Source organism: Alkalibacter rhizosphaerae (assembly GCF_017352215.1).
In the GTDB taxonomy this organism is placed as follows: domain Bacteria; phylum Bacillota; class Clostridia; order Eubacteriales; family Alkalibacteraceae; genus Alkalibacter; species Alkalibacter rhizosphaerae.
In genome coordinates this window covers 1,751,129-1,776,473 of sequence record NZ_CP071444.1, presented here as the reverse complement: position 1 = coordinate 1,776,473, position 25,345 = coordinate 1,751,129, and the positions used below count along the sequence as shown (strand labels likewise).

General features: G+C 49.1%; 22 protein-coding genes and 2 pseudogenes. All 24 read right to left on the bottom strand.

Going from position 1 to position 25,345, the window contains the following annotated elements; genetic code table 11:
* Nucleotides 1–4 precede the first annotated feature (4 nt).
* Nucleotides 5–1,036: a protein arginine kinase gene (locus J0B03_RS08875; protein WP_207299258.1), complete on the bottom strand. Its 1,032-nt coding sequence runs from the start codon at nt 1,034–1,036 to the stop codon at nt 5–7.
* Between the two features lie 16 nt (nt 1,037–1,052).
* Complete coding sequence (locus tag J0B03_RS08870) at nt 1,053–1,568, bottom strand: UvrB/UvrC motif-containing protein (RefSeq protein ID WP_207299257.1); 516 nt, start codon at nt 1,566–1,568, stop codon at nt 1,053–1,055.
* Nucleotides 1,561–2,370, bottom strand: coding sequence for a transposase (locus tag J0B03_RS08865; protein WP_207299256.1), 810 nt, complete (start codon nt 2,368–2,370; stop codon nt 1,561–1,563). The genes J0B03_RS08870 and J0B03_RS08865 overlap by 8 nt, the downstream gene beginning before the upstream one ends.
* Nucleotides 2,371–2,553: 183 nt before the next feature.
* Nucleotides 2,554–4,635 carry an elongation factor G gene (gene fusA / locus J0B03_RS08860; protein WP_207299255.1) on the bottom strand — a complete coding sequence of 694 codons (2,082 nt, stop codon included), beginning with the start codon at nt 4,633–4,635 and terminating at the stop codon, nt 2,554–2,556.
* 124 nt (nt 4,636–4,759) lie between these two features.
* Nucleotides 4,760–5,542 carry a SigB/SigF/SigG family RNA polymerase sigma factor gene (locus tag J0B03_RS08855; protein WP_207299254.1) on the bottom strand — a complete coding sequence of 261 codons (783 nt, stop codon included), beginning with the start codon at nt 5,540–5,542 and terminating at the stop codon, nt 4,760–4,762.
* A 3-nt stretch (nt 5,543–5,545) separates the two neighbouring features.
* A complete protein-coding gene (locus tag J0B03_RS08850; protein WP_246798118.1) occupies nt 5,546–5,974 on the bottom strand; it encodes an ATP-binding protein in 429 nt (142 codons plus the stop codon).
* A 17-nt stretch (nt 5,975–5,991) separates the two neighbouring features.
* Nucleotides 5,992–6,291 carry an STAS domain-containing protein gene (locus tag J0B03_RS08845; protein ID WP_246798117.1) on the bottom strand — a complete coding sequence of 100 codons (300 nt, stop codon included), beginning with the start codon at nt 6,289–6,291 and terminating at the stop codon, nt 5,992–5,994.
* Between the two features lie 62 nt (nt 6,292–6,353).
* Nucleotides 6,354–6,725 carry a DUF948 domain-containing protein gene (locus J0B03_RS08840; protein ID WP_207299252.1) on the bottom strand — a complete coding sequence of 124 codons (372 nt, stop codon included), beginning with the start codon at nt 6,723–6,725 and terminating at the stop codon, nt 6,354–6,356.
* 24 nt (nt 6,726–6,749) lie between these two features.
* Nucleotides 6,750–7,133, bottom strand: coding sequence for a YtxH domain-containing protein (locus J0B03_RS08835; protein WP_207299251.1), 384 nt, complete (start codon nt 7,131–7,133; stop codon nt 6,750–6,752).
* Nucleotides 7,134–7,255: 122 nt separating this feature from the next.
* Nucleotides 7,256–7,522 (bottom strand): HPr family phosphocarrier protein, encoded by a 267-nt coding sequence (locus J0B03_RS08830; RefSeq protein WP_207299250.1) that lies wholly within the window; start codon nt 7,520–7,522, stop codon nt 7,256–7,258.
* A gap of 10 nt (nt 7,523–7,532) precedes the next feature.
* Nucleotides 7,533–9,266 carry a phosphoenolpyruvate--protein phosphotransferase gene (gene ptsP / locus J0B03_RS08825; RefSeq protein WP_374058629.1) on the bottom strand — a complete coding sequence of 578 codons (1,734 nt, stop codon included), beginning with the start codon at nt 9,264–9,266 and terminating at the stop codon, nt 7,533–7,535.
* Nucleotides 9,267–9,415: 149 nt separating this feature from the next.
* Nucleotides 9,416–10,477 (bottom strand): branched-chain amino acid aminotransferase, encoded by a 1,062-nt coding sequence (locus J0B03_RS08820; protein WP_207301034.1) that lies wholly within the window; start codon nt 10,475–10,477, stop codon nt 9,416–9,418.
* Nucleotides 10,478–10,569: 92 nt separating this feature from the next.
* A complete protein-coding gene (locus J0B03_RS08815; protein ID WP_207299248.1) occupies nt 10,570–12,174 on the bottom strand; it encodes an NAD(P)/FAD-dependent oxidoreductase in 1,605 nt (534 codons plus the stop codon).
* The gene (locus J0B03_RS08810) at nt 12,171–13,409 is read right to left on the bottom strand and encodes a CdaR family protein (protein ID WP_207299247.1); all 1,239 of its coding nucleotides are present in this window, start codon (nt 13,407–13,409) and stop codon (nt 12,171–12,173) included. The genes J0B03_RS08815 and J0B03_RS08810 overlap by 4 nt, the downstream gene beginning before the upstream one ends.
* Entirely contained in the window at nt 13,384–14,241 is an 858-nt protein-coding gene (gene cdaA, locus J0B03_RS08805; RefSeq protein ID WP_207299246.1) for a diadenylate cyclase CdaA, read from the bottom strand. Before cdaA ends, J0B03_RS08810 begins: the two co-directional genes overlap by 26 nt.
* A 95-nt stretch (nt 14,242–14,336) precedes the next feature.
* Nucleotides 14,337–17,768, bottom strand: coding sequence for a pyruvate carboxylase (locus J0B03_RS08800; protein WP_207299245.1), 3,432 nt, complete (start codon nt 17,766–17,768; stop codon nt 14,337–14,339).
* Nucleotides 17,769–17,835: 67 nt separating this feature from the next.
* On the bottom strand, nt 17,836–18,003 hold the full coding sequence (locus tag J0B03_RS08795; protein ID WP_207299244.1) for a hypothetical protein: 168 nt from the start codon (nt 18,001–18,003) through the stop codon (nt 17,836–17,838).
* Entirely contained in the window at nt 18,000–18,281 is a 282-nt protein-coding gene (locus J0B03_RS08790) for a chorismate mutase (protein ID WP_207299243.1), read from the bottom strand. The genes J0B03_RS08795 and J0B03_RS08790 overlap by 4 nt, the downstream gene beginning before the upstream one ends.
* Nucleotides 18,282–18,291: 10 nt before the next feature.
* Nucleotides 18,292–19,347, bottom strand: coding sequence for a chorismate synthase (gene aroC, locus J0B03_RS08785; RefSeq protein WP_207299242.1), 1,056 nt, complete (start codon nt 19,345–19,347; stop codon nt 18,292–18,294).
* Nucleotides 19,325–20,624: pseudogene (gene aroA / locus J0B03_RS08780) on the bottom strand (3-phosphoshikimate 1-carboxyvinyltransferase). Before aroA ends, aroC begins: the two are co-directional and overlap by 23 nt.
* A gap of 14 nt (nt 20,625–20,638) precedes the next feature.
* On the bottom strand, nt 20,639–21,703 hold the full coding sequence (aroB, locus tag J0B03_RS08775; RefSeq protein ID WP_207299241.1) for a 3-dehydroquinate synthase: 1,065 nt from the start codon (nt 21,701–21,703) through the stop codon (nt 20,639–20,641).
* A gap of 217 nt (nt 21,704–21,920) precedes the next feature.
* A pseudogene (locus tag J0B03_RS08770) lies at nt 21,921–22,676 on the bottom strand (ABC transporter permease); the annotation flags it as partial.
* Between the two features lie 23 nt (nt 22,677–22,699).
* Nucleotides 22,700–23,767, bottom strand: a complete 1,068-nt coding sequence (locus J0B03_RS08765) for an ABC transporter permease (protein ID WP_207299239.1) — start codon at nt 23,765–23,767, stop codon at nt 22,700–22,702.
* On the bottom strand, nt 23,764–25,284 hold the full coding sequence (locus J0B03_RS08760; protein ID WP_207299238.1) for an ABC transporter ATP-binding protein: 1,521 nt from the start codon (nt 25,282–25,284) through the stop codon (nt 23,764–23,766). The genes J0B03_RS08765 and J0B03_RS08760 overlap by 4 nt, the downstream gene beginning before the upstream one ends.
* Nucleotides 25,285–25,345: the final 61 nt, after the last annotated feature.

Here is a 25,345-nt window from a genome sequence, read left to right as displayed (position 1 = left end):
CCTCCTATTCTTCTATTGTTTTTTCCATTAACTCTCTTCGTATGTGTTCCGCCCGCACCCGGTCTCTTTCCATGTCGTTCATGGCTTCTCCATAGGTACTGGCCAAGATCCCCGGCTGGATGTCCAGCAAGAGCCGATTGATCACCGACAGCTTTTGATCCAACAGTTCCAGATCTGCTCCCAGACGTACCAAAGACAAAAGCTTCATGCTCTCTTCCGAATTGATGGACCTGGCATTGGATAAGATCCCGTAGGCCCGATAAATCTTGTCTTCCAAATAGATCCGATTGTTTTGCAAGATGTCATAACGCAGATCTCTTTCTTTTTTAATGATCTCCCTGGCTACATCATGAAGGGTATCGATGATCTCATGCTCTGTAACTCCCATGGTGTTTTGATTGGAGATCTGATAAAGATCACCCAAGGCCTGGGTACCCTCTCCATGGATCCCTCGAATGGTCAATCCAAATTTGGATAATGTCATCATCATGGAGTGGATCTGGTTGTTCAGTGTCATGGACGGCAAGTGGAGCATGACGGAAGCCCGCATTCCCGTTCCTGCATTGGTGGGACAGGAAGTCAGATAACCAAATCGCTCGTGAAAGGAAAATTCCATGCATCCTTCCAGGACGTCGTCCATTTTGTCTGCCTGCTCATAGGTGTTGTATAATTGAAACCCGTCCAAAATGCACTGGATCCGAATATGATCTTCTTCGTTGACCATGATGCTCAAATCTTCCCCGTCGTTGATAAATACGGCAGCTCCCCAGTGGGTCCCCAATTCCCGGCTGATCAGGTGTTTTTCCACCAAGACCCGCTTTTCATTGTTTTTCAGCTCCGACAGGTCAAATTTCTTGAAAGTCGTTGCCAACCCTTCGTTGGAATTCAAACATTCCTCGATGGTCTTGGTCAAATGTCGGGCCCGGTTTTCCGGAAGCAATACCGGAAAAGGCATGTCTTTGATGTTTCGAGCGAGCCGCACCCTGCTGCTGATGACGATGTCCCGCTCCTTGTCCTCATTCTTCCATGATCCCATGGTCTCGTCCTCCTTCTCAGTCCTCTACTTCTTCCGTCTGGCTGACCAGTGCTTTGATCTGGTCCCGATATTGGGCCGCCATTTCATATTCTTCCTTTTCCACTGCCTCGTCCAATTTTGCCTGAAGGACTTCCAGTTCCCGCTTTCGCTGGAACATTCGATCGCCGTTTTTGATCACTTTGCCGATATGCCGGTCTTTGCCGTGCATCCGTCGGATCATGGGAACGATCATTGGTTCAAAGGCGTCGTAGCACTCTCCACAACCAAATTTTCCATGCTTTCGAAAAAATTCATAGGTCATTCCGCATCGACTGCATGTCCGTTCCCCCGGTTGCTCTTTGGACGGATTTCTTTTGCCGTCGTTTGCAACATCGGAAATGAACCCTGTATAATCAAATGCTTCCTTCCCCAATTTATCCAAAGAAGTGCATTGGTCGCACAAATGATGTTCTTTTTTTTGTCCGTTGATTATTTTGGTGATATGAATGGTGGCTTGTCGTTCTTTGCAGTTGTCGCACAGCACTTCAATCATTCCTTTCCTCCCCCGGTTTGTTGGACCGGGACAACACGTTGTACACCGTACCTCGATTCAGTTGCAGCAAATCAGCGATCTTCCGGATGGAAAACCCGCCGACCTCCCTGACCAGTTGGATCAATCGATCTCGATGCAATACATTTTCTTTATACCCAAGTTCCTCCAACTGAAGATGGTTTTTTGTCAAGTATTTTCGAATCATGCCTTGTACCGTCTTTTCAATGCTTTCTTCCAGGTCCAAATAGATGTCGTTGCTCTTCTCCTGCATGAATACCACGAATTTGTCCATGGCCACCTTCTGATCCCGGGAAAACCAGACCAGAATATGTTCTTTCTTCAATAGGGACGATCGTTGGATCGACAATACATACTGCCGGTAGCTGCTCCATGGATAATCCCGTTGCTTGGGGACAGAACCGCTGTTGACCGGATTGTTGTGGATGAAACGCATCACCCGCATAAGATGTTCCATGTCCCGGATGTTTTCGCTTTTGAACCGGTCGTAAAAAACCTGTCCTCGCTCTCCGTACTTGCGATTGTAATATACTGCATAAGATCCGTTGATCCTCTTCATGAATCGGGAAATGTCCCCTTCCCCTTCCTGAACAATAAAGTGGGCATGGTTGTCCATGATGCAGTAGGCATATACGGATACGTTGCTTTCTTCCAATACCCGCTCCATGATCTCCAGCATTTTTTCCTTGTCGCTGGGATCCGCAAAAATATCCTTGTCCGTTCGGCCTTCCACCAGGATGTGATAATATCTACTTTTGCATTCTTTTCTCGGAATTCTCGCCATGCAACACAACCCTTTCCGCTCAAATTGTCAATAGGGACGGTTCTTTTTGTCAACTTCATTGTATCACATCCCCCAAAAAAGTAAAGCAAAAAGACCGCATCCTGTTGGAGATGCGGCCATCGTTCATGATTTGTACAAAAACACCCTGGCGGGCGAGGTATGTCCGTCAGGGTGTTCGGCTCCTTAGTGATTGTTCTCTTCTTCCGCTTTTGCGATCACTTTTTCCGCCAAGGATCCAGGCAATTCTTCATAGCGGGCAAACTCCATGGAAAAATCTCCCCTGGCCTGGGTCATGGACCTTAGTTCCGTTGCATACTTGAACATTTCGGCAAAAGGAGCTTCCGCCAGGATCTTTTGCTTTCCGCCTTCCATGGGCTCCATTCCCAAGATGCGTCCCCGCTTCTTGTTCAAATCTCCCATGATGTCTCCCATGTAATCTTCCGGCACCACGATCTCCACTTTGTAAATGGGTTCCAGGATAACAGGGTTGGCTTCCTTCATTCCTTTTTTGTAGGCAAGATTGGCCGCCATTCTAAAGGACATTTCGTCAGAATCCACAGCATGGAAGGATCCGTCAAACAGGGTGGCCCTGAGTCCAACCACCGGATATTTTGCCAGAACGCCCTCCTTGATGCAATCCTGCAACCCTTTTTCAACTGCAGGAATAAAGTTTCTTGGAACGGCGCCGCCTACCACCTTGTCCACAAACTCAAAATCCACATTTGGGTCGCCGACGGGTTCAAAATCGATGTGCACGTGACCGAACTGGCCTCTACCACCGGATTGCTTCTTGTGTTTTCCTTCTGCCGTTGCTTTTTTCTTGATGGTTTCCCGATAAGGAATCTTGGGTTCTTCCAGCATGACTTCGATGCCGAACTTGCTTTTCAGCTTTTCGCACATGATCTCGATGTGCATCTCGCCCAAGCCGGAGATCAGGGTCTGCTTCGTTTCCGAATTTCGCTCAACATGCAGGGTCTGGTCTTCTTCCTGGAGTCTGGCAAAACCATTTCCGATCTTGTCCTCGTCCCCTTTGGATTTTGGTTCCACGCCCATGGCGATGACCGGTTTCGGGAAAACCAGCGGTCGAAACTCCAAGGGATCCTTCGGATCGCACAGGGTATCTCCCGTGGTGGTGTCGGACAACTTGGACAGGGCACCGATATCGCCTGCCTGCAGGTTCTCCACTTCCACCTGTTTTTTGCCCCGAAGCAAATAAATATGATTGATCTTTTCTTTTTTATTTTTCGTTGTATTCAATAATTCCATGCCTGTCGTTAACGTTCCGGATATGACTTTGAACAGGGACAATCGGCCCACGTAGGGGTCTGCAATGGTCTTGAATACCTGAAGGGCCACTGGTGCCGCGCTGTCGTATTTTCGTACATCGGAATCTCCTCCGTTTGGTCGGGTAAAGGGTTCTCCCAGCAGGTCCGCCGGAGACGGGAAGTATTCGATGATCATGCTCATCAGCGTTTCCACTCCGATGTTTTTGCTTCCGGAACTACACAACACGGGGATGAGTTCTCCTTCTAAAACACCTTTGCGCAAACCGGCATGGATCTCTGCATTGGTCAATTCTTCCCCGGCAAAATATTTCTCCATCAGGTCTTCATCGGTTTGGGCCACGGACTCCATGATCATTTCCCGGTAGGGCTCCAATTCCGCTTGCAATTCATCCGGTACCGCCATGTCGAAGCATCGGTCTCCCCGTCGTTCTCGCCCTTTCATGTCCACAACATTGATGACGCCATTAAAGTCCAGTCCTTCTCCAAAAGGCAACTCAAAAGGAACCACCTTGTTGCCAAACTTTTCTTTCAGGTCGTTCATGATTTTTTCAAATCGTACATTTTCCCGGTCCATCTTGTTGATGACCAGAATGGCAGGGATGTTTTCGTTTTCGATCATTTCCCAGTCTTTTTCCGTTCCCACTTCAATTCCAGACAAGGCATCCAAAACCAGCACAGCAGCATCGCTGACCCGAAGGGTACTCACTGCTTCTCCAAAAAAGTCAAAATAGCCGGGAACATCCAGCACGTTGATTTTGTGTCCGCCATATTCCATGGGTACGGTAGTGGCATTGATGGAGATCATTCGTTTGATTTCCTCATTGTCGTAATCGGAAATGGTCGATCCGTCTTCCACCTTTCCCATACGGTCAATGATCCCTGCGTTAAAGGCCATGGCTTCCGTCAACGTGGTCTTTCCACTGCCGCTATGCCCCAGGATTGCTACGTTTCTGATACTGCCGGTTGGATACGTTTTCATTGTTGCTCCCCCTCGCTCATTGTAATTTTTGTATACATATCCATACAATTGCACAGAAAATCGTTTGATAGGACTATTTTATAATATTTTCAGCGTTTTTTCCACACAAAAACAAGAAGGTCCGTCAATAACTGATGCGATCCCGCAATTTTTTGATGATTTTCTTTTCCAGACGGGATATGGTCATTTGAGAAACCCCCAGCTCGCTGGCAATATCACTTTGGCTTTTGTTGTTGTAGTATCGGTCGATGATGATCTTGCGGTCGTATTCGTCCATTTCCGCAAATATATTTTTGATCAGGTCCTTGTCTTCCACTTCGGAAATGTTCTGGTCTTCCATACCCAACACTTCAAAGAGAGACAGATCGTTTTCATCTTTGGAATTGCTGATTCGAACATCGAGAGACGTTGGAGAATATGCGTAGCTTCCTTCCATGGCTTCGATCACTTCTTCTTCCGAAACCTCCAGGTATTCTGCGATGTCCCGTATGGTCGGCGGCCGCATCAATTTGTGTTGAAGATGGTCTTTGGACATGTTTATTTTACGGGAAAGCTCCTGGATCCTTCTTGGTACTTTGATGATCCACTCCTTGTCCCTAAAATATTTCTTGATCTCCCCCAATATGGTCGGTGTGGCAAAACTGGAAAACTCATACCCTTTTGAGGGATCGTACCGCTCAATGGCGTAAATAAGTCCTAAACTGGCCACTTGAAAAATATCTTCATAGTCCACTCCCTTGTTGATATACTTTTTTGATAGGATCTCGGGAATGTACATGAATTCTTTGAATATTTCATTTCGAATCTCGACGTCTTTCGTGGCAATGTATCGTTCAAACAATCCTTCGGTGTATTTTTTCTTTAGTAGCTTCTTTTCGTCGTTTTTTGTCGTAACGTCCTTGCCCATAGATTACTCCTCTAACTGTTTGATCATGCGAACAACGGTGCCTTTTTCGTTGGAGCTGGTGACTTCCACTTCATCCATCAAGGTGCGGATGATGTACAACCCCAATCCGTTTTCCCTGGGATTTCCCAGATCCGGTTCCCCGATGTCCGAAACCATGAAACCTCGCCCCTTGTCGCATACATCGATGATCAACGTCTTGTCAGATACAATGTAATCAACATGGTATTGATCCTTAGGCACCAGGCAGCCATGCTTCATGGCATTGGTGCAGGCTTCACTGACTGCGACTTTCAAATCTTCGATGGCATCCACGTTGAACCCCATGCGGCTGGCAACGCCGGACAGTGTCAAACGGGCAACGCTGACATATTCCGGTACCCCAGGCAACGTTAATGAAATTTTCACTTGTTCTTCCATTTTTTGCATTTCCATATATTTCCCTCCACTGGTTACTCTGTTGCAAAAATCTTGTCCAATCCAGTAATCTCAAACAATCGTGCCACATTGGACTTCATGTTGATCACCCGGATGGATGCTTTAGGATTCTTTCCCTTTACGCCAATGATGGCGCCTAAGCCCGTACTGTCGATATAGTCCAGCTTCTTCAGATCAAATACGATCTCTTTTCCTTCTACATCTTTGACCGCTTCCAACTTTTCCTTGAGCATGTCTACTGTATAAATATCCACTTCTCCATTCAAAGCTACGGTCCAACGTTCCGTTTCTTCCAGCATGTTAATCGTCAGCATGCGTTTCATTTCCCCCTTACACAAGTTGAGAGGAAACCAGAGGTTTCCTCGTCATCAACTCATTATTTCTTCTTTTTCGATTTTCTTCCGAACACTCTCATGGCGGCTTGGGCGTATGTGACCGATTTCAGGATCGGAGACAGGACATAGTTTTTTGATGTTTTTACCGTTTTTTCCACGTCTACAACGGACTTTTTCAAAGAGCCCACTGTCTCCTGCACATCTTCCACGACCATGGAGGAATTTCTCGTTATGGTCTCCACTTCATTCATGATCAATTCAATGGCTTTTCGATTGTCTACGATGATGGCATTGGCATCCTCCAGGGTCTTCGATAACTTCTTGAGTACCATTGCCAGATAGATCGCTCCAATGACAAACGCCACTCCGATCAACAGAATGCCCGCTTCCCACAGATTTGCATTTTGAAACATAGATATCACCCTTGTCGTTTGTCTTTACACCTCTGTGCCGGCGTCTATTTTCTCTTCTACTTCTTCTTTTACTACATCTACTTCGTCTTCCAGTTCATCCATTGCTTCTTCAATGGATCCGCGAACTTCCGCCAGTTTCTCATCGATGCTGTCTTTGTAAACGGATATTTTTTCGCCTACTTTTTCCGACAGATCCCCAACTTTTTTCTCAAAATTTCCTTTATACTCTTTTCCTTGTTCCAAGGCTTCCGAACTGAAATCCTTTACGTTGTCGGCAAAGTCTTCACCCAGGTCTTTCAACTTCTTCACTGTGTCCTTACCAGACTCCGGAGCCAGCAAAATTCCGGCCAAACCTCCGATCACCGTACCTATTAAAACCCCACTAAGAAAATTGGTGCTTTTTGACATACAAATTCCTCCTTCGTTTTACTCTTATGTCTTTGATTGATACCCATATCACTTTTCATTAAACAAATCGGGAGTCGATTCTATGAAAAAAACCCGCTCTCGCAGGTCTTTTTCGCATTTTTTTATTCTTCGCCGAATTTGCTTTCGATCAAGGCAACCAATGCCTCTACCGCTGTTTCTTCATCTTCGCCTTCCGCTTCGATGACGACTTGGGTGCCTTTGGCGATCCCGCCGGCCATGATCCCCATGATGCTCTTTGCATTGATCTTTTTCCCGTCCTTTACAACGTGGATGTCTGATTTGTACTTGCCTGCTTCCTGTACAAACATGGAAGCCGGTCTGGCATGCAACCCTGTTGCGTTCATAATGGTGATTTCCTTACTAAACATGTTATTCCTCCTACATCAATGTAATATCAAGATTTTTCAATTCCTCTTCCACCATGGCTACGACTGCTTCTTCCGTATCCAGCGTCAGCGCTTTTTCTGCAATTTCTTTTGCCTGTTCCATGCTCACGCTGCGGATGATCTTTTTGATCTGCGGAATGGATGATCCGCTCATGCTGAATTCATCCAACCCCAATCCCAGCAAGATCAATGCCGCTCTTGGATCTCCTGCCAGTTCCCCACACATTCCGGTAAACTTGGCTGCTTTCCCTTGGTGGGAAGCCTCGATGACCATTTTGACCAACCGAAGGATCGCGGGAGACAAAGGCTGGTACAGATAACTTACGGTTTCGTTCATCCGATCCACTGCCAGGGCATACTGGCACAGATCGTTGGTTCCTATGCTGAAAAAATCAACTTCTTTTGCGATGATGTCCGCCGTAACTGCTGCAGATGGAATCTCTACCATTATACCAACTTTTATATTTTCGTCAAAAGAAATTCCTTCTTTTTTCAGCTCTTCCTTGCACTCCTCCAGGATCGCCTTGGCCTGGCGCACCTCCTGGACGTTGGAGATCATGGGAAACATGATGTGGGCATTGCCGTAGACACCTGCTCGGAGTATGGCCCGCAGTTGAGTCTTGAAGAGTTCCTCTTCCACGAAGCACAACCGAACGGCCCGCAAGCCCAAAAATGGATTCATTTCATCTTCCAGTTTCAAATAGGGGAGCTTTTTATCTCCACCGATGTCCAGAGTTCGGATGATCACCGGGTGTTCCCCCATGCTTTCCAACACTTCCTTGTAGGCTTTGTATTGTTTTTCCTCATCGGGCATTTTATCGCTGTCCATGTACAAAAACTCGGTTCGATACAAGCCTACTCCAGTTCCGCCGTTTCGCAGGATGCCTTCTACGTCCTTGGGTGTGCCGATGTTTCCCACCAGTTCCACTTCCGTACCGTCCAGGGTCTTAGCCGGCAGTTCTTTCAGCTGGGCCAGCTCTTCCACAAAGGCCAGATACTCTTCCTGTTTTTTCTCATAGGCTTTTCGGGTTTCTTCATCCGGATCGACCAGCACCTCTCCACTGTTGCCATCCACGATGACCAGATCCCCATCCTTGGCCCCTGTCGTGATGTCCTTCAGACCCAAAACTGCCGGGATCTCCAGACTTCTTGCCATGATGGCCGTATGGGATGTTCGTCCACCAATGTCCGTAGCAAAACCAAGGACCTTTTCCTTGTTCATCAATGCCGTATCCGACGGCGTCAAGTCGTAAGCAATGATGATCACTTCGTCCTGGATCGTGCTCAGATCCGGATCCTTGATCCCAAGGATGTTGCGGATCAGTCGTCCCCCTACATCCCGAATGTCGGCGGCTCTTTCCTTCATGTATTCATCTTCCATGGCGTCGAAGATGCCCACGAACATGTCGGTCACCTGCTTGGTGGCGTTGTCGGCGGCAAGAGATTGTCCTTCAATGACTTCCCGGATCTGACCCACAAACTCCGGATCGTCCAAGACCATCAAATGAGCCGTAAAGATCCTGGCTTCCTCTTCTCCCAGCTCCTGGGCCGCCTTTTCATATATTTTCCCAAGTTGTTCTTTCGACTGGACCAATGCTTTATCCAATCTTTCCATCTCCGCTGCTGTACTTTCCGCTGGTTCCGTCTGTATGATGATTTCCTCGTGTTTGAGAACAAATGCTTTTGCGATAGCGATCCCCGGTGATGCTCCAATACCGTTTTTCATCATAAAAAACCCTCCCTAAAAACAATTTCACATATAATCCAAGTTTTTATCATTTTATCACATGTCTTTTTAATATGCCACAGGAAGGAATGATGTAAAGGTTTCCAAAAAAAAAGATAAACATGCGCCCAATAAAGGACGCATGTTTATTACAGTTGTATCACCCAGCCGAATTCGTCTTCCACTTTTCCATATTGGATGGCTGTCATGGTATCGTAAAGTTTTTGAGAGACCTCGCCGATCTGGTTGTCGTTGATCACTAAGTCTTCACCCTGCCATCCCAGTACTCCGATGGGGGAGATGACGGCAGCAGTACCGGTTGCAAATGCTTCTTCCAACCGACCTGCCTTGTGATGCTCTGCCAGCTGCTGGATGGTCATCTTCTCTTCCACCACTTCCAAACCCCAGTCTTTCAACAAGGTGATGGTGGAATTTCTGGTGATCCCGGACAGGATGCTCCCCTCCAGAGGTGCTGTGTAGACTTTCCCGTCGATCTTGAAAAAGGCATTGCTGGTGCCAACTTCTTCGATGTACTTGTGTTCTTTTCCGTCCAGCCACAACACCTGGTTGTACCCTTTTTCATTGGCTTCCACCTGGGCTTTCAGACTGGCTGCATAGTTCCCTCCGGTCTTTGCAAAACCGGTCCCTCCGGCAACAGCCCGAACATAATACTCTTCCACATAGATCCGGGTCGGATTGAGACCACCCTTGTAATAGGCGCCAACGGGTGACAGAATGACGAGAAATTTGTAAGTGGAGGCTGGTCGAACCCCCAGGAAAGGATCCGTAGCGATCACAAAGGGACGCACGTACAAGGAAGTTCCCGGTTGGGAAGGGACCCAGTCTCCGTCCAACAGGATCAATTCCTTGATGCCCTGGAACATGGCTTCTACATCCAGGGTCGGTATGCACATCCGTTCATTGGATTGATTGAGCCGATTCAAATTGTCCATGACGCGGAACAATTGAATGTTCCCCTGGTCGTTTCTATAGGCTTTCAACCCCTCAAAAGTTTCCTGGCCGTAGTGAAAAACCATGGCTGATGGATCCAAAGACAATGGACCATAGGGTTCGATCCTTGGATCGTGCCATCCTTTTTCCAAGTCATAATCCATGACAAACATGTGGTCCGTAAAGTAATTGCCAAACCCCAGATTGTTTTCATCCGGTTTTTGCTTCGGAGCGTCGTTCTTCGTGATTCGAATTTCCATGCTGCATCCCACTTTCTGAATGTTTCTCATTCTAATTTATTTTTCCTATTATATCGTATAAAAGGCTTTTCTAACAAGGAACAATTTTCCATTCATCGGTATTTCTCCGCGATTTTTGATCCGACTTTCAACCCATCCACCGCTGCACTCATGATCCCTCCGGCATAACCGGCTCCCTCCCCGCAGGGATAGAGATTCCTTTTGCCGATGGCTTCCAGGGTCTCCGGATTTCGAAGGATCCGCACCGGTGCCGACGTTCGGGTCTCTACGCCGGTCAAAACCGCATGGTTGTCGGCAAATCCCTGGATCTTTCGATCAAAATCCAAAAGAGCGTGGCGTATGGGATCGGTGACGTAGGTCGGCAGACATCGATCAAGATCTCCCCACGTCACTCCCGGTTCGTAGGTGGGTTTTACTTTGCCTGATGCTTTGCTGGGACGTCCTTTCAAGAAGTCCCCCACCGTCTGCACGGGAGCGGCGTAGCCTCCACCCCCCTCTAAAAAAGCCTGATGTTCCCATTTGTGAAGATAGGAAAGGGCACCTGCTGTAGTGTTGCCATAATCTTCCGGATGGATGGTCACCACCACGGCACTGTTGGAGTTGCTTCCATTCCTGGCATGGTAACTCATGCCGTTGACCACCACGGTCTCCTTTTCGGAAGAGGAGGCAACCACCAGCCCCCCGGGACACATGCAGAAAGTGTATACGCCCCGTCCGCTTTGATCCCGGTAGGTCAGCTGGTAGGATGCCGCCCCAAGAATGCTTCGGTCATGATAGATGCCGTATTGGCTTTCATTGATCTGCCTGGCCGGATGCTCGATCCTAAGCCCGATGGCAAAGGCTTTCGGTTCCATGATGATGTTCTTTCGATCCAACATGCGGTATACATCGGTGGCGCTGTGTCCCGTTGCCAGAATCACATCGCTTCCAAGTAGAGTCGATCCGTTCTGGATGGTGACGATCCAGGATCCGTCCTCCTGGAGAACCATTTCTTCCACTTTCGATTCAAAAAGCACTTTTCCCCCCAGGGAGCAGATGCGTTCCCGCAATCCACGGATCACTTCCCGAAGCCGGTCCGTCCCGATATGGGGCTTGTTTAGATACAAGATCTCTTCCGGTGCTCCGTGTTCGTAAAACCACTGAAGGATCTGCTGGTTGTACGGGCTGTTGACACGGGTGGTGAGCTTCCCGTCGGAAAACGTCCCGGCACCGCCTTCGCCAAAATGAACGTTGCTTTCTTCGCGGAGATCTCCCCGGTTCCAAAAGTCATCCACATCGGCGACCCGGTGTTCCATGGGTTTTCCCCGCTCCAACACCACTGGTTTTAGTCCGGCTTTGGCCAATACCATTGCGGCAAAAATTCCGGCAGGTCCGAAACCGATGATCAGGGGTGGATGTTCCCCTGGTATGGACGCCAAGGAAGGCAGGACCCCTTCCTTGGGATCGGATCTTTCCACCCGAAACCCCTTCATTTTTTTCTTAGCCCAGGGTCTTTTCAAGGTCACTTGAAAACTGTATACCAAATAAACACCTTCGGAATTCTTTTTTCTGGCATCCACGGATTTGGATACAATGGTCCAGTCCACCAGATCTTCTTCCTCCAAACGGAAAAGACCGGGCAGGTAACCGCCCAGTTCTTCCGGATGCTCGTCTACGTGGATCTTAACGTCTCGCACGGTATATGTATAACGACTCATTCTTCTTCGACCTCTTCCGGGGCTTCTTCCAGGACCACTCTCCATTGGGTCGGTTCCAGCTCTTCCAAAGTGATCCCTTCCAATTCGTCCATCTGCAGCGTCACTTGATTTTCACCAACCACTGCATCGGTCAGATCCACATAAAGCTGGATCTGGTTTTGACCCAGAGCTTGTATGATGCTTTTTCCGCCGGAGAGTTGAACCACCACGTTTTGTTCCCCCTGACTGCTTGCCACTTCCAATCCTTCCGGACGGTTTCGGTATTCCAGGGTGGAAACGGAAAATTCTCTGGTTTCAATGGGTTCGACCAGGATCTTGATCTGGACCGTCTCCAAGTCCGAAGCAGAGATCAAACCGTTGGGTATGATCAGCTTGGCGGTGACTTCCGCATCCTCCTGGATCCCTTCAATGTTGATGGGTTCCGTCTCTATTTTTTCCACTGGTGTAGGACCCTGGCTGATAATGGCAACATTGGCCGGCGTCATTTGGATCTCCTTGATCTGGAATCCTTCTGCAGGAGTTCCCGTGACAATGGCTTCTACCGGCAACAGATAATTGTTTCCGATGGCTGCCGTGACGGTCACTTCTGCCGGATCCAGGGTGATCCCTGTTACTTCCTGGCCTTGGTCGTCATATGCCCTCAGTGTCAGAACTTCACTGAATCCTTCTTCCCTCTCGGACATGTCTATGGTACCGCCGACCTTCTGTATCCTGGCCAGCACGTTTTCCCCGCCTTCCACCACCACGGTGCCCGGGTTAACGGTATGATCCGTCAATTGCAGTCCTTGGGGCAATTCTCCCACAAAATCAACTTGGATCTCACGATTTTGCTGGGTGATCCGGTCGATTTCCACCGTAATGGTTGCCGGACTCACATTCTCCAGATCCACAGTATCAGGTATGCCTTGTATGGCTACAGACAGTTCGTAGGATCCTTTCTCCGTAACAGAACTCAAGTCCACGTATGCGGAAAAATTCCTCCAGGGAAGATTGTATAATACACTGGTCCTCCCACTGATGGTGATGTCCACGGATGTTTCCAGCACGTTGGCCAATACCAGACCCTTGTCTTCCAATACTTGCTCGTTTCGTATTTTCACGTCGATGTTGTTATAGCGTTGACTGTTTTTGGGGTCTTGGTCTCCAATGACATAGATCCACATCACAAAAGCCACAATTAAGGATATGATGATTTTTACGTTGACCGTGTTACTCCCCCTGCTTGTTTTTTTCATTGTTTTGTGTCCCCCAAAACTTGATCTTGATGGATTTTTCATCCTTCACAATAAATTCTTCCGTTAAAAACTCCTGGAGAGCGTTGGCATCCAGATACCGGTAGATCTTCCCGGTATTGGCGTAGGATATGACCCCCGATTCTTCCGAAACGATCAAAATGATGGCATCGGAGTTTTCTGACATGCCCATGGCTGCCCGGTGTCTGGTACCCAGCGTTTTGCTGACATTTTTATTCTCCGTCAGCGGCAACAGGCAGGATGCCGCCTTTAATTTGTTTTCCCGAATGCTGATGATCACTGCTCCATCGTGGAGCGGAGTATTCGGTGTAAAGATGTTCAACAACAATTCCGAACTGACGGCAGAATCCAACCGGGTCCCTGTAGAAATGATGTCTTCCAAACCCGTATCCTTTTCCAATGCGATCAAGGCACCGGTTTTGCTGTTGCTCATCTGCTGGACGGCTTCCACGATCTCCTCGATGGTCCGCTTCGTTTCGTTCACATTTTCCATCCACTTGGTTTTAAAAAAGCTGGTGCGGCCAATGTGTTCCAGAGCCCGCCGCAATTCCGGTTGAAAAACGATGACCAGGGCAATAAACCCGACGGTCATCAAATTGCGCAACAGAAAATTCACCGTATACAAACGGAACCACTCGCTCAGCTGGGTGGCCAACAGCAAAATGACCACGCCTTTTGCCACCTGCTCCGCCTGGGTATCGGTGATCCAACCGATGATTTTGTACACGACAAAAGCAACGATGAGTATGTCTATGATGTTGGAGGGTTTTACCAACAGGGATAAATTCAGCAGCAGATCCTGAATTTGATTCAATCGTGTCACATCCTTACCAGAGTTTCTCTTTTAACTATAGCACATTTTTACACACTGTGGATATAGAAAGAACCGGCGTGTGCCGGTTCTTTTCCCTAGGCCAACTGGATGACCAATTCGCCTGTTTTTACGGATTGTCCCTTTTGGGCGTAGATGGTTTCCACGACGCCGTCCACACTGCTTACGATCTCCGTTTCCATTTTCATGGCTTCGATGATCATCAAGGGTTGGTTCACTTTCACGTCGTCCCCCTCCTGGACCAAAACATTGACCACCGTACCCGGGATGCTGGATCCCACCTGATACGGGTCGTCCTTGTCCACTTGCTTGTGGACATCCTTGGATTGGGCAAGGAAGGATTTGGTATCCTCTACAAAGATCTCGCGACGGAAACCGTCCACTTCGAATACGACGGAACGCAGACCCTGATCGTTGATCTTGCCGATGTCCACCAACTTCACCATAAAGCTTTTCCCGGATGACAACTCGATCTGGGAGATCTCGCCGATCCTCAGTCCATGGAAGAAAACGTCGCTTTCCATGCGCATGTATTCGTCGTTGACGCACATATACTCTACATATTCCCGAAACACTTTTGGATAGAGGGCTGCCGCCAGCATGTCTTTTTGATCCAGTTCCAGGTTGAAGCTTTTCTTGTATTCATCAAATATTTCTTGATAGTCGATATCTTCCAGCAAGGTCCCCGGTCGCACGCTGATGGGTTTTTCCCCCTTGAGGACGATCTTGGAAAGGTCTTCGTTGAAGCCGCCTTCCGGCTGGCCGATCATTCCCCGGAAAAAGTCCCGTACGGAATCCGGATAGGCCATATCCTTGCCTTTTTCATAGATGTTTTCCTTGTCCAGTTCGTTTTGCACCATGAAGATGGCCATGTCTCCAACCACTTTTGAGGAAGGTGTCACCTTTACGATGTCGCCGAACAACTCGTTGGCTTCAATGTATTTTTCTTTGACATCCTTGAATTTTTGCCCCAAGCCAAAGCTTTCCACCTGGGCTTTCAAGTTGGAGTATTGCCCACCCGGGATCTCGTACTTGTAGATCTCCGTGGTTCCGGAATTGAGACCGGATTCGAACTCATAATAGACGTCCCGTACAGAAGTCCAGTACTCGGACAATTGCTGCAGCTTGTCCAGATCCAAAGTGCTCTGTCGATCCGTATTTTCTACAGCCGCCACGATGGAGTTGAGGGACGGATGGCTGGTTTGTCCGCTCATTCCCGTTATGGCCGTATCCACGATATCCACTCCGGCCATAGTGGCCATCAAAAGGGTGGCCACTCCGTTTCCGGAAGTGTCGTGGGTATGGAGATGGATGGGGATCTTTACTTCCTGTTTCAGTGCAGTGATCAGTTTATGGGCTGCCGCCGGTTTCAGCAAAGCGGCCATGTCTTTGATCGCCAGGATATGGGCGCCCATGTTCTCCACTTCTTTGGCCTTTCGGACGTAGTAATCCAGATTGTATTTCGTTCTGGACTCATCCAGGATGTCACCCGTGTAGCAAATGCTCACTTCTGCTACTTTGCCCTGCTTGAGTACCTCATCCACGGATACTTTCATGGCTTCCAACCAGTTTAAGGAGTCGAAGATGCGGAAGACGTCGATGCCGCTTTGAGACGCTTCCTTCACAAAGTCTCGGATCAGGTTGTCCGGATAGTTTTTGTATCCAACGGCATTGGATCCTCGAAACAGCATTTGGAACAAAATGTTGGGGATCCTTTCCCGCAACTCCTCCAGACGCTTCCAGGGGGATTCCTTCAAATATCGATAGCTGACATCAAAAGTCGCTCCTCCCCACATTTCCAGGGAGAAAAGGTCGGACCCCAAATGGGCCGTCGACTTGGCTACTTTGATCATGTCCCTGCTTCGCACCCTGGTCGCCAACAAGGACTGATGGGCATCCCGCATGGTGGTGTCCGTAAAGAGAAGCTGTTTTTGATCCTTGATCCACTGGACCAGGCCATCAGGACCTTTTTCGTCCAGGATCTGCTTCGTTCCGTAGAGTTTTTTGCTGTCGTCGTAAGGGGGAATCACCGGATTGTCGAATTCACGCTTGTTGCCCAGGGTCTCGTTGACCACCTTGTTTCCAATGAATCGGAGCAGGCGGACCTCATCGCTGGAGGAGTTGCCGTCCACGTTGAAAAGTTCCGGGTGATTGTCGATAAATTTGGTGTCGCAGACTCCTTCAATAAACGTAGGGTGTTCCAACACATTGATGATGAAATCCTTGTTGGTCTTGACTCCTTCGATCTCGTGTTCCTTGACCACCCGAACCGCTTTTCTTCGGGCTTCTTCAAAGGTACGGCCGAAAGCCGTCGTCTTCACCAAAAGGCTGTCGTAGTAAGGGGAGATCATGGCACCGGTAAATCCGTTGCCGCCATCCAGTCGGACGCCGTTTCCGGAACCGGTACGGTAGACTTCCAGTTTCCCCGTGTCGGGCATGAAGTTGTTTTGGGGATCTTCCGTGGTGATCCGGCACTGGATGGCCGCACCCCGCATGGTGATGCTGTCCTGATCGGCAATGTCGATGGCATCCGATGTGAGGGCATGGCCCTGGGCGATCAAGATCTGTGCCTGGACGATGTCGATGCCCGTCACGATCTCTGTCACCGTGTGTTCCACCTGGATCCTGGGATTCATTTCGATAAAGTAATGGTCTCCATTTCCGTCTACCAAAAATTCCACGGTCCCTGCATTTCGATAGTTTACGGATTTGGCCAATTTGATGGCATCTTCGCAAATGTGCTGCCGCTGGACATCGTTGATGCTCTGGGATGGGGTAAACTCGATCAATTTTTGATGTCGTCGCTGGATGGAACAATCCCGTTCAAAGAGATGAACAATGTTTCCATAGTTGTCCCCCAATACCTGGACTTCGATGTGCTTTGGATTCTCCAAATATTTTTCAATGAAGATGTCTCCGCTGCCGAACGCCTTGAATGCCTCGCTTCGTGCGGAGTGAAACTCCCGAAGGAGGTTTTTTTCTTCCTTGACGATCCGCATCCCCCGTCCTCCGCCACCGGCTGCTGCCTTGAGCATGATGGGGTATCCTGCGATCCGTGCAAATTCCATGGCCTCTTCGTCGCTTTCAATGGGCTTTTCCACGCCGGGAATGGTGGGAACATCCACCTTGTTGGCCTGGATCTTGGATTGGATCTTGTCTCCCAATTGGCGCATCATCCAATGATCCGGTCCGATAAAAGTGATGCCTTCCGCTTCCACCCGACGGGCAAATTCCGGATTTTCCGATAGGAATCCGTATCCCGGATGAATGGCGTCCACCTCTTTTTTGATGGCCAGATTGATGATCTTATCTATATTCAAATACGCATCCACCGGTCCCCGGTGGTCTTCAATCAAATAAGCTTCGTCCGCTTTTCTGCGAAACAGGGACAACTTGTCCTCTTCGGCATATATGGCTACCGTGGAAATTCCAAGTTCCTGGCAGGCACGTATGATCCGAATGGCGATTTCCCCGCGATTGGCGATCAACACCTTTTTAAACTTCTTCATGCTGGACCTCCTTTTAGGTATTTTGACTATTTTATCAGAATTTTCACAATTCAAAAAGAACAATCTTTCATTCTTCTGTCTCTTTTTTTTCGTTTTCCGGAAGAACCTCGTCGTAGTTGAATTTCCGATCCAACCCTTTTGTATACTTCTCGTTGTTGTAGATCAGATCGGCCAACCGCCGGACCCAGAAGTATCCGATCAGAAGGATCACTGCAACGATGATATAATATTTCATGGTCCTTCTCCGTCCAGCACCTCTTGCTGATAGTCCTTGCTGATCTCCATGAGGGCTTTTAGAAAATCCCGAAGATATGCTTCCAAATGACCGGGATCCCCGGTCTTGACCATGGCCTCCACAATGGCCTGTTCCCGTTCCTTGTCGTAAATGGGCAGCTGGTGTTCCATTTTATAGCGAACCACTTCTTCCGAGAGCTCCATCCGCCTCAAAAATAGACGGACCATCTCCTGGTTTATGGCATCGATGTCCTTTCGTACTTCTTCCAAGTTTCGCATGGCGACCTCCTTAAATGACCAATTCTTCCAGCAGGGCAATGGCCATGCAGCTTTCCACTACCGGCAGCGCCCTGGGAACGATACATGGATCGTGTCGGCCCTGGATGGAAAGGGCAACATTTTCCTTATTTTCAATGTCCACCGTCTCCTGTTCTTTGGAAATGGATGGCGTCGGTTTGAAAGCCACTCGGAAAACCAGAGGCAAGCCGTTGGAGATCCCTCCCTGGATCCCTCCGTTGTGGTTGGTTTTCGCCTGCATGCGACCTTCTTCATCATAATAAAAAACGTCGTTGGCCTGGGAACCCTTTAGCGCTGCCTTGGTTGCAGGCACGGAAAAGATCAAATGGGATATGGTGCTTTCCAGGGAGTCAAAAAAAGGGCTCCCGACACCTGCCGGAATGTGGAAACCCATGCATTCCACCACTCCGCCCACGGAATCCTGCTGGTTTCTGGCGTCGTCGATGACCTGTTTCATGGACGTTCCTGCGGCTTCCTCCATGACCGGAAAGGGCTGATTCTTGAGTTTTTTCAAGAGCTCCAGGGGATCTGCAGACAAATGATCCAGCACTTCGTCTTCCACGTTTCCAATGGATGCGATCCGGGAAACGATCTGGATGCCGTAGTTCTCCAACAAATATTGTTTTGCCACTGCACCGTAAAACACAAAAGGCGCTGTGATCCGTCCGGAAAAATGTCCTCCGCCTCGGTAGTCGTTGTATCCTTGGTATCGCAGATGGCCGGTCCAGTCCGCATGTCCGGGCCGCATCTTGCTTTTTAAAGCCGCGTAATCCCTTGACCGGTTGTCTTCGTTTCGAATGATGAAAGCAAGGGGCGTGCCGGTGGTTTTCCCTTCAAAAAATCCACTGAGGATCTCCACCTGGTCCGTTTCCTTCCGTTTGGTGGAAAACCGGTCTTGTCCCGGCTTTCTTCGATCCATCTGCTGTTGAATAAAGTCCATGTCCAGTTCCATTCCCGGGGGCAGTCCATCCAGAACTCCTCCGATGGCCGGACCATGGGACTCTCCAAAAATGCTGAAACGAATTTTATTCCCCCACGTCGAACTCATGGATGATCCCTCCCAAACTCACAAAGTCTTCCCAAAATTTTGGATAGGACTTGTTCACGCTCTGGGCGTTGTTGACGATGACTTTCTCTTCGCATCGAATGGAAGCGACGGCTGCCGCCATGGCGATGCGGTGGTCGTTGAAGCTGTCCACCACTCCGCCTTTCAGGTTTTCCCGACCTTTGATGATCAGTCCGTCCGTATACTGGGCAATGTCCGCCCCCAGGGCCGACATCACGGTAGTAATGGCGTCCAGCCGGTCCGATTCCTTGATGCGGAGTCGCTTGGCATTGATGATCTCCGTCATGCCGCTTCCCAGACAAGCCAGCACGCTGACGATGGGCACCAGATCCGGACACTGGGAAGCATCCACAGTGGTCCCATGGAGGTCGGATCGGGTGGTTTTATATCCCAACAGGAGTTTTTCGATGTTCCCCCCATTTTTCGAATGATGTCCACGATGACCTTGTCTCCCTGAAGGGAATCCAGCTTCAAGTCGTTGCTGTAGATCTCTCCCCCAAAACGCCGGCGCTCAACCAAAATGCAGATTGGGAGTAGTCTCCCTCCACCACGTAATCGGCTGCCTGATATCTTTGGGATCCGGGGATATGAAAAGCTTCGTCGTTTTCGTTGACGACAGTAATGCCAAAACGCTTCATGATCTCCATGGTCATGTCCACATAGGGTTTGCTCTCCAAGGGGGTGGTCAGTCGAATGACCGAATCCCCGGGCAAAAGAGGCAATGCAAAAAGTAGGCCGGTAATGAACTGGGAGCTGACATCTCCCTTTACTTCATAAGTGCCGGAAGACAACTGGCCCTTCAACGTCAAGGGGAGTTCTCCGTATTTATTCGTATAATATACCTTGTGCTTGTCGAAAATTTCATAATAGGCATCCAAAGGCCGGCTCACCAGACGCCCCCGCCCTGTCACTGTCATGGTTTCATCCATGGTGGCCAACAAGGGCAAAATGAACCGAATGGTAGATCCGGATTCTCCGCAATCGATTTTTTCCCGTTTTTGCCGCGGCCTGGGAATACCCTGGATCCTCAGATGATACAGGTCTTTTTTTTCATCGGTGGGTTTATACTTGATTTTTGCACCAATGGTTTCCATGGCCTCGCAGGTCGCCCGAATATCCTCCGACATCAGCACGTTGTGGATATTGCTGATCCCATCGCTCAAAGCGGCGCAAAAGATGCTCCGATGGCTCATGCTTTTTGACGGGGGAATGTTGACGGTACCCCTTAAGGTCGTTGGTGTGATCTCCACTCTCTTCATTACGGTGCCCTCCTCTAAACGATAAATTCCACCAGTTGGTTTTTATCCATGCTGACCATGACCGCTTCCCCGATGTCCTTGAGAAGAATCAGTGTGATCTTGTTTCCGCTGAATTTTTTGTCGCGAAACAGGATCTCCTCCACCCGTTCCTGCTCCAGATAAGGCATGGTGACAGGCAGATCGTACGCCAACAACAGTTCTTTCAATTTCTCTGACGTTCCCTCTTTTGTGATGCCTCTGCTTTCGCTCTTGGTGGTGATATGATACATCCCGATGGCTACGGCTTCTCCATGGGAGTATTTTTGGTAGTTGAAATACGTCTCCAGTACATGCCCCAGGGTATGACCAAAATTAAGGATCCGTCGCAATCCGGTTTCCCGTTCATCCTCCTGGATGACATTTCGTTTGATGGTGCAACAAGATTCGATGATCTCATCGATCTCTTCCGGCGGTGCCTGGACGGATCCCATCATCAAACGATCGAATAGGCCCTTGTCCTGAATGCAACCGTACTTGATGACTTCCGCCATGCCGTCGCAGAACACCCGCTTGTTCAGTGTCTTCAGGGTCAAGGGATCTACAATGACCGCCTTTGGCTGGTAGAAACTGCCTACCAGATTCTTTCCCTTGCTCAGGTTGACGCCGACTTTTCCTCCCACACTGCTGTCCACCTGGGCCAATAGTGTGGTGGGGATCTGAATGAAATCCACTCCCCGAAGATAGGTGGATGCGCAAAAACCGGTCAGATCTCCTACGACTCCACCACCCAAAGCCACCACCAGGTCTCCCCTGGAAAGATTGTACTCGGAGAAATGATGATAGATCTCTTCCGCTTTCTCCAGAGATTTTGTCCCCTCTCCAGCCGGAAGGATGATGGCATGGGTCTTGCAACCGGCCTTGTCGATCTGCTTTTCCACTTGTCTCAAATAGTGGGGAGCCACGTTTTCATCGGTGATCAGAACGGCTTTTTCGTACCGAAAAAACAAATTCCGGTACCGGTCCAGATCGTCCAGCAATCCGTTCTCCACTTCTATGGCATATTTATAATCCCGATGGATATCCACCATAATGTTTCCCATAAAAACGCCTCCCTGCCTAGTTTTTATCAATTATAACACAATAGGGTTTCCTCCAGAAACCCTATTGCTATCTTTCCTCCCGAAAGTACGGCTTTCCAACGGAAGCCGGCGACTTGTTTTCCTTGCTTTTCTTGATGGACATCAAGATCAATACGATCACCGTGGCCACATAAGGCAACATGTTGATGATGTAGATGGGCACGGGCAATGCAAACTTCTGAAGCCGAAATCCAATGATGTCAAGACCTCCGAAGAAGTAGGCTCCCAGAACGGCACGATAAGGATTCCATGTGGCAAAAATGACCAAGGCCACGGCGATCCAACCCTTGCCGGCGGTGATGTTTTCCTGCCATACCGGAATGTATGCCAGAGACAGAAATGCTCCGCCCAAGCCGGATAAAGCGCCTCCCATGAGGATGTAAAAATACTTGTACCGGGTGACGTTGATGCCGCTGGCATCCGCCGCCCCTGGATTTTCACCCACCATGCGAAGATTCAATCCGTATTTTGTCTTGTACAGCAGAATGCCCAAAACCACGACCAAAACATAGGAAACATAGACCAACACGCTCTGGCTGAAAAAGATCTCTCCTATGGCCGGTATGTCCGCCAACAATGGGATCGGTTTTTCTGCAAAGACCTGACTGACGGAATCCGGCAACTTGTAGCCTACCAGGGAATTGCCCACAAAGCTGGCAAAGCCCACGCCGAAAATGGTCAGGGTCAGCCCCGTCACTTCATGATTCCCTTTCAGTGTTACTGTGATGACAGCATAGATCAGGGCACCGATCATTCCTGCAAGCATGGCAGCCAGGACCGCAAGCACGGGGCTTCCCGTATTATACCCGATGGCAAAACCGGTAACGGCTCCCATGAGCATCATCCCTTCCAACCCCAAGTTCAAATGACCCACCTTCTGGGTGAATATTTCTCCAAGAGTAGCGAACAGCAAGGGCGTACCTGCCTGCACCATGGCGCTCAAAAATGAAATAACGTTCATTGGGCACCTCCTGTCTGTTTTTTCCCGGTCCTCATGAATTTGTAGCGAACGAAGAACTCACTGGCCAATACGAAAAACAAGATCAAGGCCTGGAGGATCTCTGCCGCAGAAGCAGGGATCTGATATGCCGTTTGGATGAAGGACCCTCCCTGGCGAAGCATGGCAAAAAGAAAAGATACCACACCCACCATGATAGGGTTGAGCCCGGACAACCAGGCGGTGATGATGGCAGTAAATCCTACGCCACCCGTCAGGTCCACGGAAAGGGTCCCGCTGATCCCTGCTGCTTGGATCATGCCCACCAGTCCGCAGACAGCGCCGCTTAAAAACATGGTTTTCAATACGACCCGCTTGATGTCGATCCCGGCATATCTTGCCGTATCTTCGCTTTCTCCGATGACGGCAATTTCATAGCCGGTTTTTGTATGATTCAAGTAGATGTAGATCAAATAGATCAGCAGCAAAGCCAGGATCCAGCCGATATGGATGCCGAAGACCTGGGGCAAGGTGGCATTGGGTCCAAAACTGGCGATCTTGGGAAAGCCCATTCCCGAAGGGTCTTTCCACAAGCTGTACTGCAGGTAGGTGACCCATCGAAGGGCGATGTAGTTGAGCATCAAGGTAAACAAGGTCTCATTGGTTCCAAACCTGGCCTTGAACCAGGCCGGGATGATCAACCAGACCCCTCCCATGACCATGGCCGCTCCTGCCATGATCAACAGCAAAAGGGGTTTTGGCAAATAATCAAAATTAAGTGCAAAGTAGGTGGCGGCAAAGGCTCCCATAAAGATCTGCCCTTCCGCACCGATGTTCCAAAACCTCATTTTAAAAGCGATCATGACTCCCAGGGAAGTGATCAGCAAAGGTATGGCCAAATTGACCGTTTCCCGGAATCGGAAAAAAGTTCCAAGGCCTCCTTTGACCATGGATATGTAGATGTCCAGCGGATTTTCTCCCAGCAGCAAAAGAAAGATCCCACCAAAAATCAGTGCTCCCGTCACAGCTGCGATCCGAACCAGAAAAATCTGTCGTCCGTCCAATTCTTTTCTTTTTGCGATTCTCAAGAAAGCACCTCCTCTTGGGGAACACCGGACATCATTAGTCCGATCTGCTCCCGATTGGTCCTTTCAGCGTCCACGATCCCCGTTATGGTCCCATTATACAACACCAGGATCCGGTCGCACAGCTCCATGAGTACATCCAGATCTTCTCCCACATACAGCAAGGCCACGTCCTGTTGCTTTTGCTGGTTCAGCAGGTCATAGATCAGATAGGAAGACCCGATGTCCAGACCCCTTGTCGGATAGGCGGTGATGATCACGTGGGGATTGGATTCGATCTCCCGTCCCAGCAACACCTTTTGGATATTCCCGCCGGAGAGCAGCCGCACCGGATGTGCGTCTGTGCTGGGTGTGGAAATATTCAGCTTGTCCACAATGCGGGTCGCCTTTTCTCTGGAAGGTTTTCTCGTTATGATCAGGCCTGCCTGTTTTTGATATTCCTTGAGCAGGATGTTGTCCACGATATTCATGGAGGCCACCAGGCCCATCCCCAACCGGTCTTCCGGTACAAAGCTCATGCTGATGCCCATCTTGATGATGTCCCTGGGGTTTTTCCCGATGATGCTTTCTCCGTGAAACAACACATCTCCATCCGTCAAGGGATACAATCCGGCCAATGCTTCGCACAATTCTTTTTGCCCGCTGCCGGCAATCCCGGCGATCCCCAGGATCTCTCCGCTGAACAAATTGAAAGTGATGCTATCCAGCGCTTTGGTCTTGTCGCTTTTCAATGCGGAAATGCCCTTGACTTCCAGCACGGTTTTTCTTTCCCCCACCGGTGGTCGATGGATGGACAGATCTATTGCTTTGCCGACCATCATCTTGGTCAGCTCCATGGTGTTGGTCTTGCTTTTTTCCACGGTCGCTATGTATTTGCCCTTTCGTAAAACAGTGACCACATCACTGATCTCCATGACTTCATTGAGTTTGTGGGTGATGATGACCACGGCACATCCCAACTGGGTCATATTACGTATGATCTGGAACAGCTTCTCTGTTTCCTGAGGCGTCAGAACCGCCGTTGGTTCATCCAAAATAAGGATCTCCGCTCCACGATAAAGAACTTTTAGAATTTCCACTCGCTGCTTTTCCGCAACGGACATGTCGTAGATCTTCTTGTCCGGATCGATCTCCAATCCGTACTTTATGGAGACTTCCCTGATTTTTTTTGTCAGATGGGCCTCCTTCAAAAAAATATCCCGGTCGTATCCTGCCACAATATTTTCTTTCGCCGTCAATACGTCCACCAGTTTAAAATGCTGGTGGATCATGCCGATGCCCAAGTCGATGGCAGCCTTGGGAGAGGATATGTCCGCGATCCGGTTCCTTACGGAAATAGTCCCTTCATCGGGGGTATATAGTCCGGCCAATATATTCATCAACGTGCTTTTTCCCGCGCCGTTTTCTCCCAACAGGGAATGGACTTCCCCTTTTTTCAACGTCAGATGTGCCTTCTCCAGGGCCTGGACACTGCCGAATACCTTGGAGATGGATTCCATGTGCACCAATGTATTTTCCATAAGATCACCTTTATCAATGAAAGGGACAAGGTTGACCTTGTCCCTTGCTTATTTCCTCTAC

Coding starts and splice junctions, on each gene's coding strand:
- J0B03_RS08875 (WP_207299258.1), bottom strand. CDS start 1,036: ATGGGATCATGGAAGAATGAGGACAAGGAGCGGGACATCGTCATCAGC.
- J0B03_RS08870 (WP_207299257.1), bottom strand. CDS start 1,568: ATGATTGAAGTGCTGTGCGACAACTGCAAAGAACGACAAGCCACCATT.
- J0B03_RS08865 (WP_207299256.1), bottom strand. CDS start 2,370: ATGGCGAGAATTCCGAGAAAAGAATGCAAAAGTAGATATTATCACATC.
- fusA (WP_207299255.1), bottom strand. CDS start 4,635: ATGAAAACGTATCCAACCGGCAGTATCAGAAACGTAGCAATCCTGGGG.
- J0B03_RS08855 (WP_207299254.1), bottom strand. CDS start 5,542: ATGGGCAAGGACGTTACGACAAAAAACGACGAAAAGAAGCTACTAAAG.
- J0B03_RS08850 (WP_246798118.1), bottom strand. CDS start 5,974: ATGGAAATGCAAAAAATGGAAGAACAAGTGAAAATTTCATTAACGTTG.
- J0B03_RS08845 (WP_246798117.1), bottom strand. CDS start 6,291: ATGCTGACGATTAACATGCTGGAAGAAACGGAACGTTGGACCGTAGCT.
- J0B03_RS08840 (WP_207299252.1), bottom strand. CDS start 6,725: ATGTTTCAAAATGCAAATCTGTGGGAAGCGGGCATTCTGTTGATCGGA.
- J0B03_RS08835 (WP_207299251.1), bottom strand. CDS start 7,133: ATGTCAAAAAGCACCAATTTTCTTAGTGGGGTTTTAATAGGTACGGTG.
- J0B03_RS08830 (WP_207299250.1), bottom strand. CDS start 7,522: ATGTTTAGTAAGGAAATCACCATTATGAACGCAACAGGGTTGCATGCC.
- ptsP (WP_374058629.1), bottom strand. CDS start 9,266: ATGAAAAACGGTATTGGAGCATCACCGGGGATCGCTATCGCAAAAGCA.
- J0B03_RS08820 (WP_207301034.1), bottom strand. CDS start 10,477: ATGGAAATTCGAATCACGAAGAACGACGCTCCGAAGCAAAAACCGGAT.
- J0B03_RS08815 (WP_207299248.1), bottom strand. CDS start 12,174: ATGAGTCGTTATACATATACCGTGCGAGACGTTAAGATCCACGTAGAC.
- J0B03_RS08810 (WP_207299247.1), bottom strand. CDS start 13,409: ATGAAAAAAACAAGCAGGGGGAGTAACACGGTCAACGTAAAAATCATC.
- J0B03_RS08800 (WP_207299245.1), bottom strand. CDS start 17,768: ATGAAGAAGTTTAAAAAGGTGTTGATCGCCAATCGCGGGGAAATCGCC.
- J0B03_RS08795 (WP_207299244.1), bottom strand. CDS start 18,003: ATGAAATATTATATCATCGTTGCAGTGATCCTTCTGATCGGATACTTC.
- J0B03_RS08790 (WP_207299243.1), bottom strand. CDS start 18,281: ATGCGAAACTTGGAAGAAGTACGAAAGGACATCGATGCCATAAACCAG.
- aroC (WP_207299242.1), bottom strand. CDS start 19,347: ATGAGTTCGACGTGGGGGAATAAAATTCGTTTCAGCATTTTTGGAGAG.
- aroB (WP_207299241.1), bottom strand. CDS start 21,703: ATGGGAAACATTATGGTGGATATCCATCGGGATTATAAATATGCCATA.
- J0B03_RS08760 (WP_207299238.1), bottom strand. CDS start 25,284: ATGGAAAATACATTGGTGCACATGGAATCCATCTCCAAGGTATTCGGC.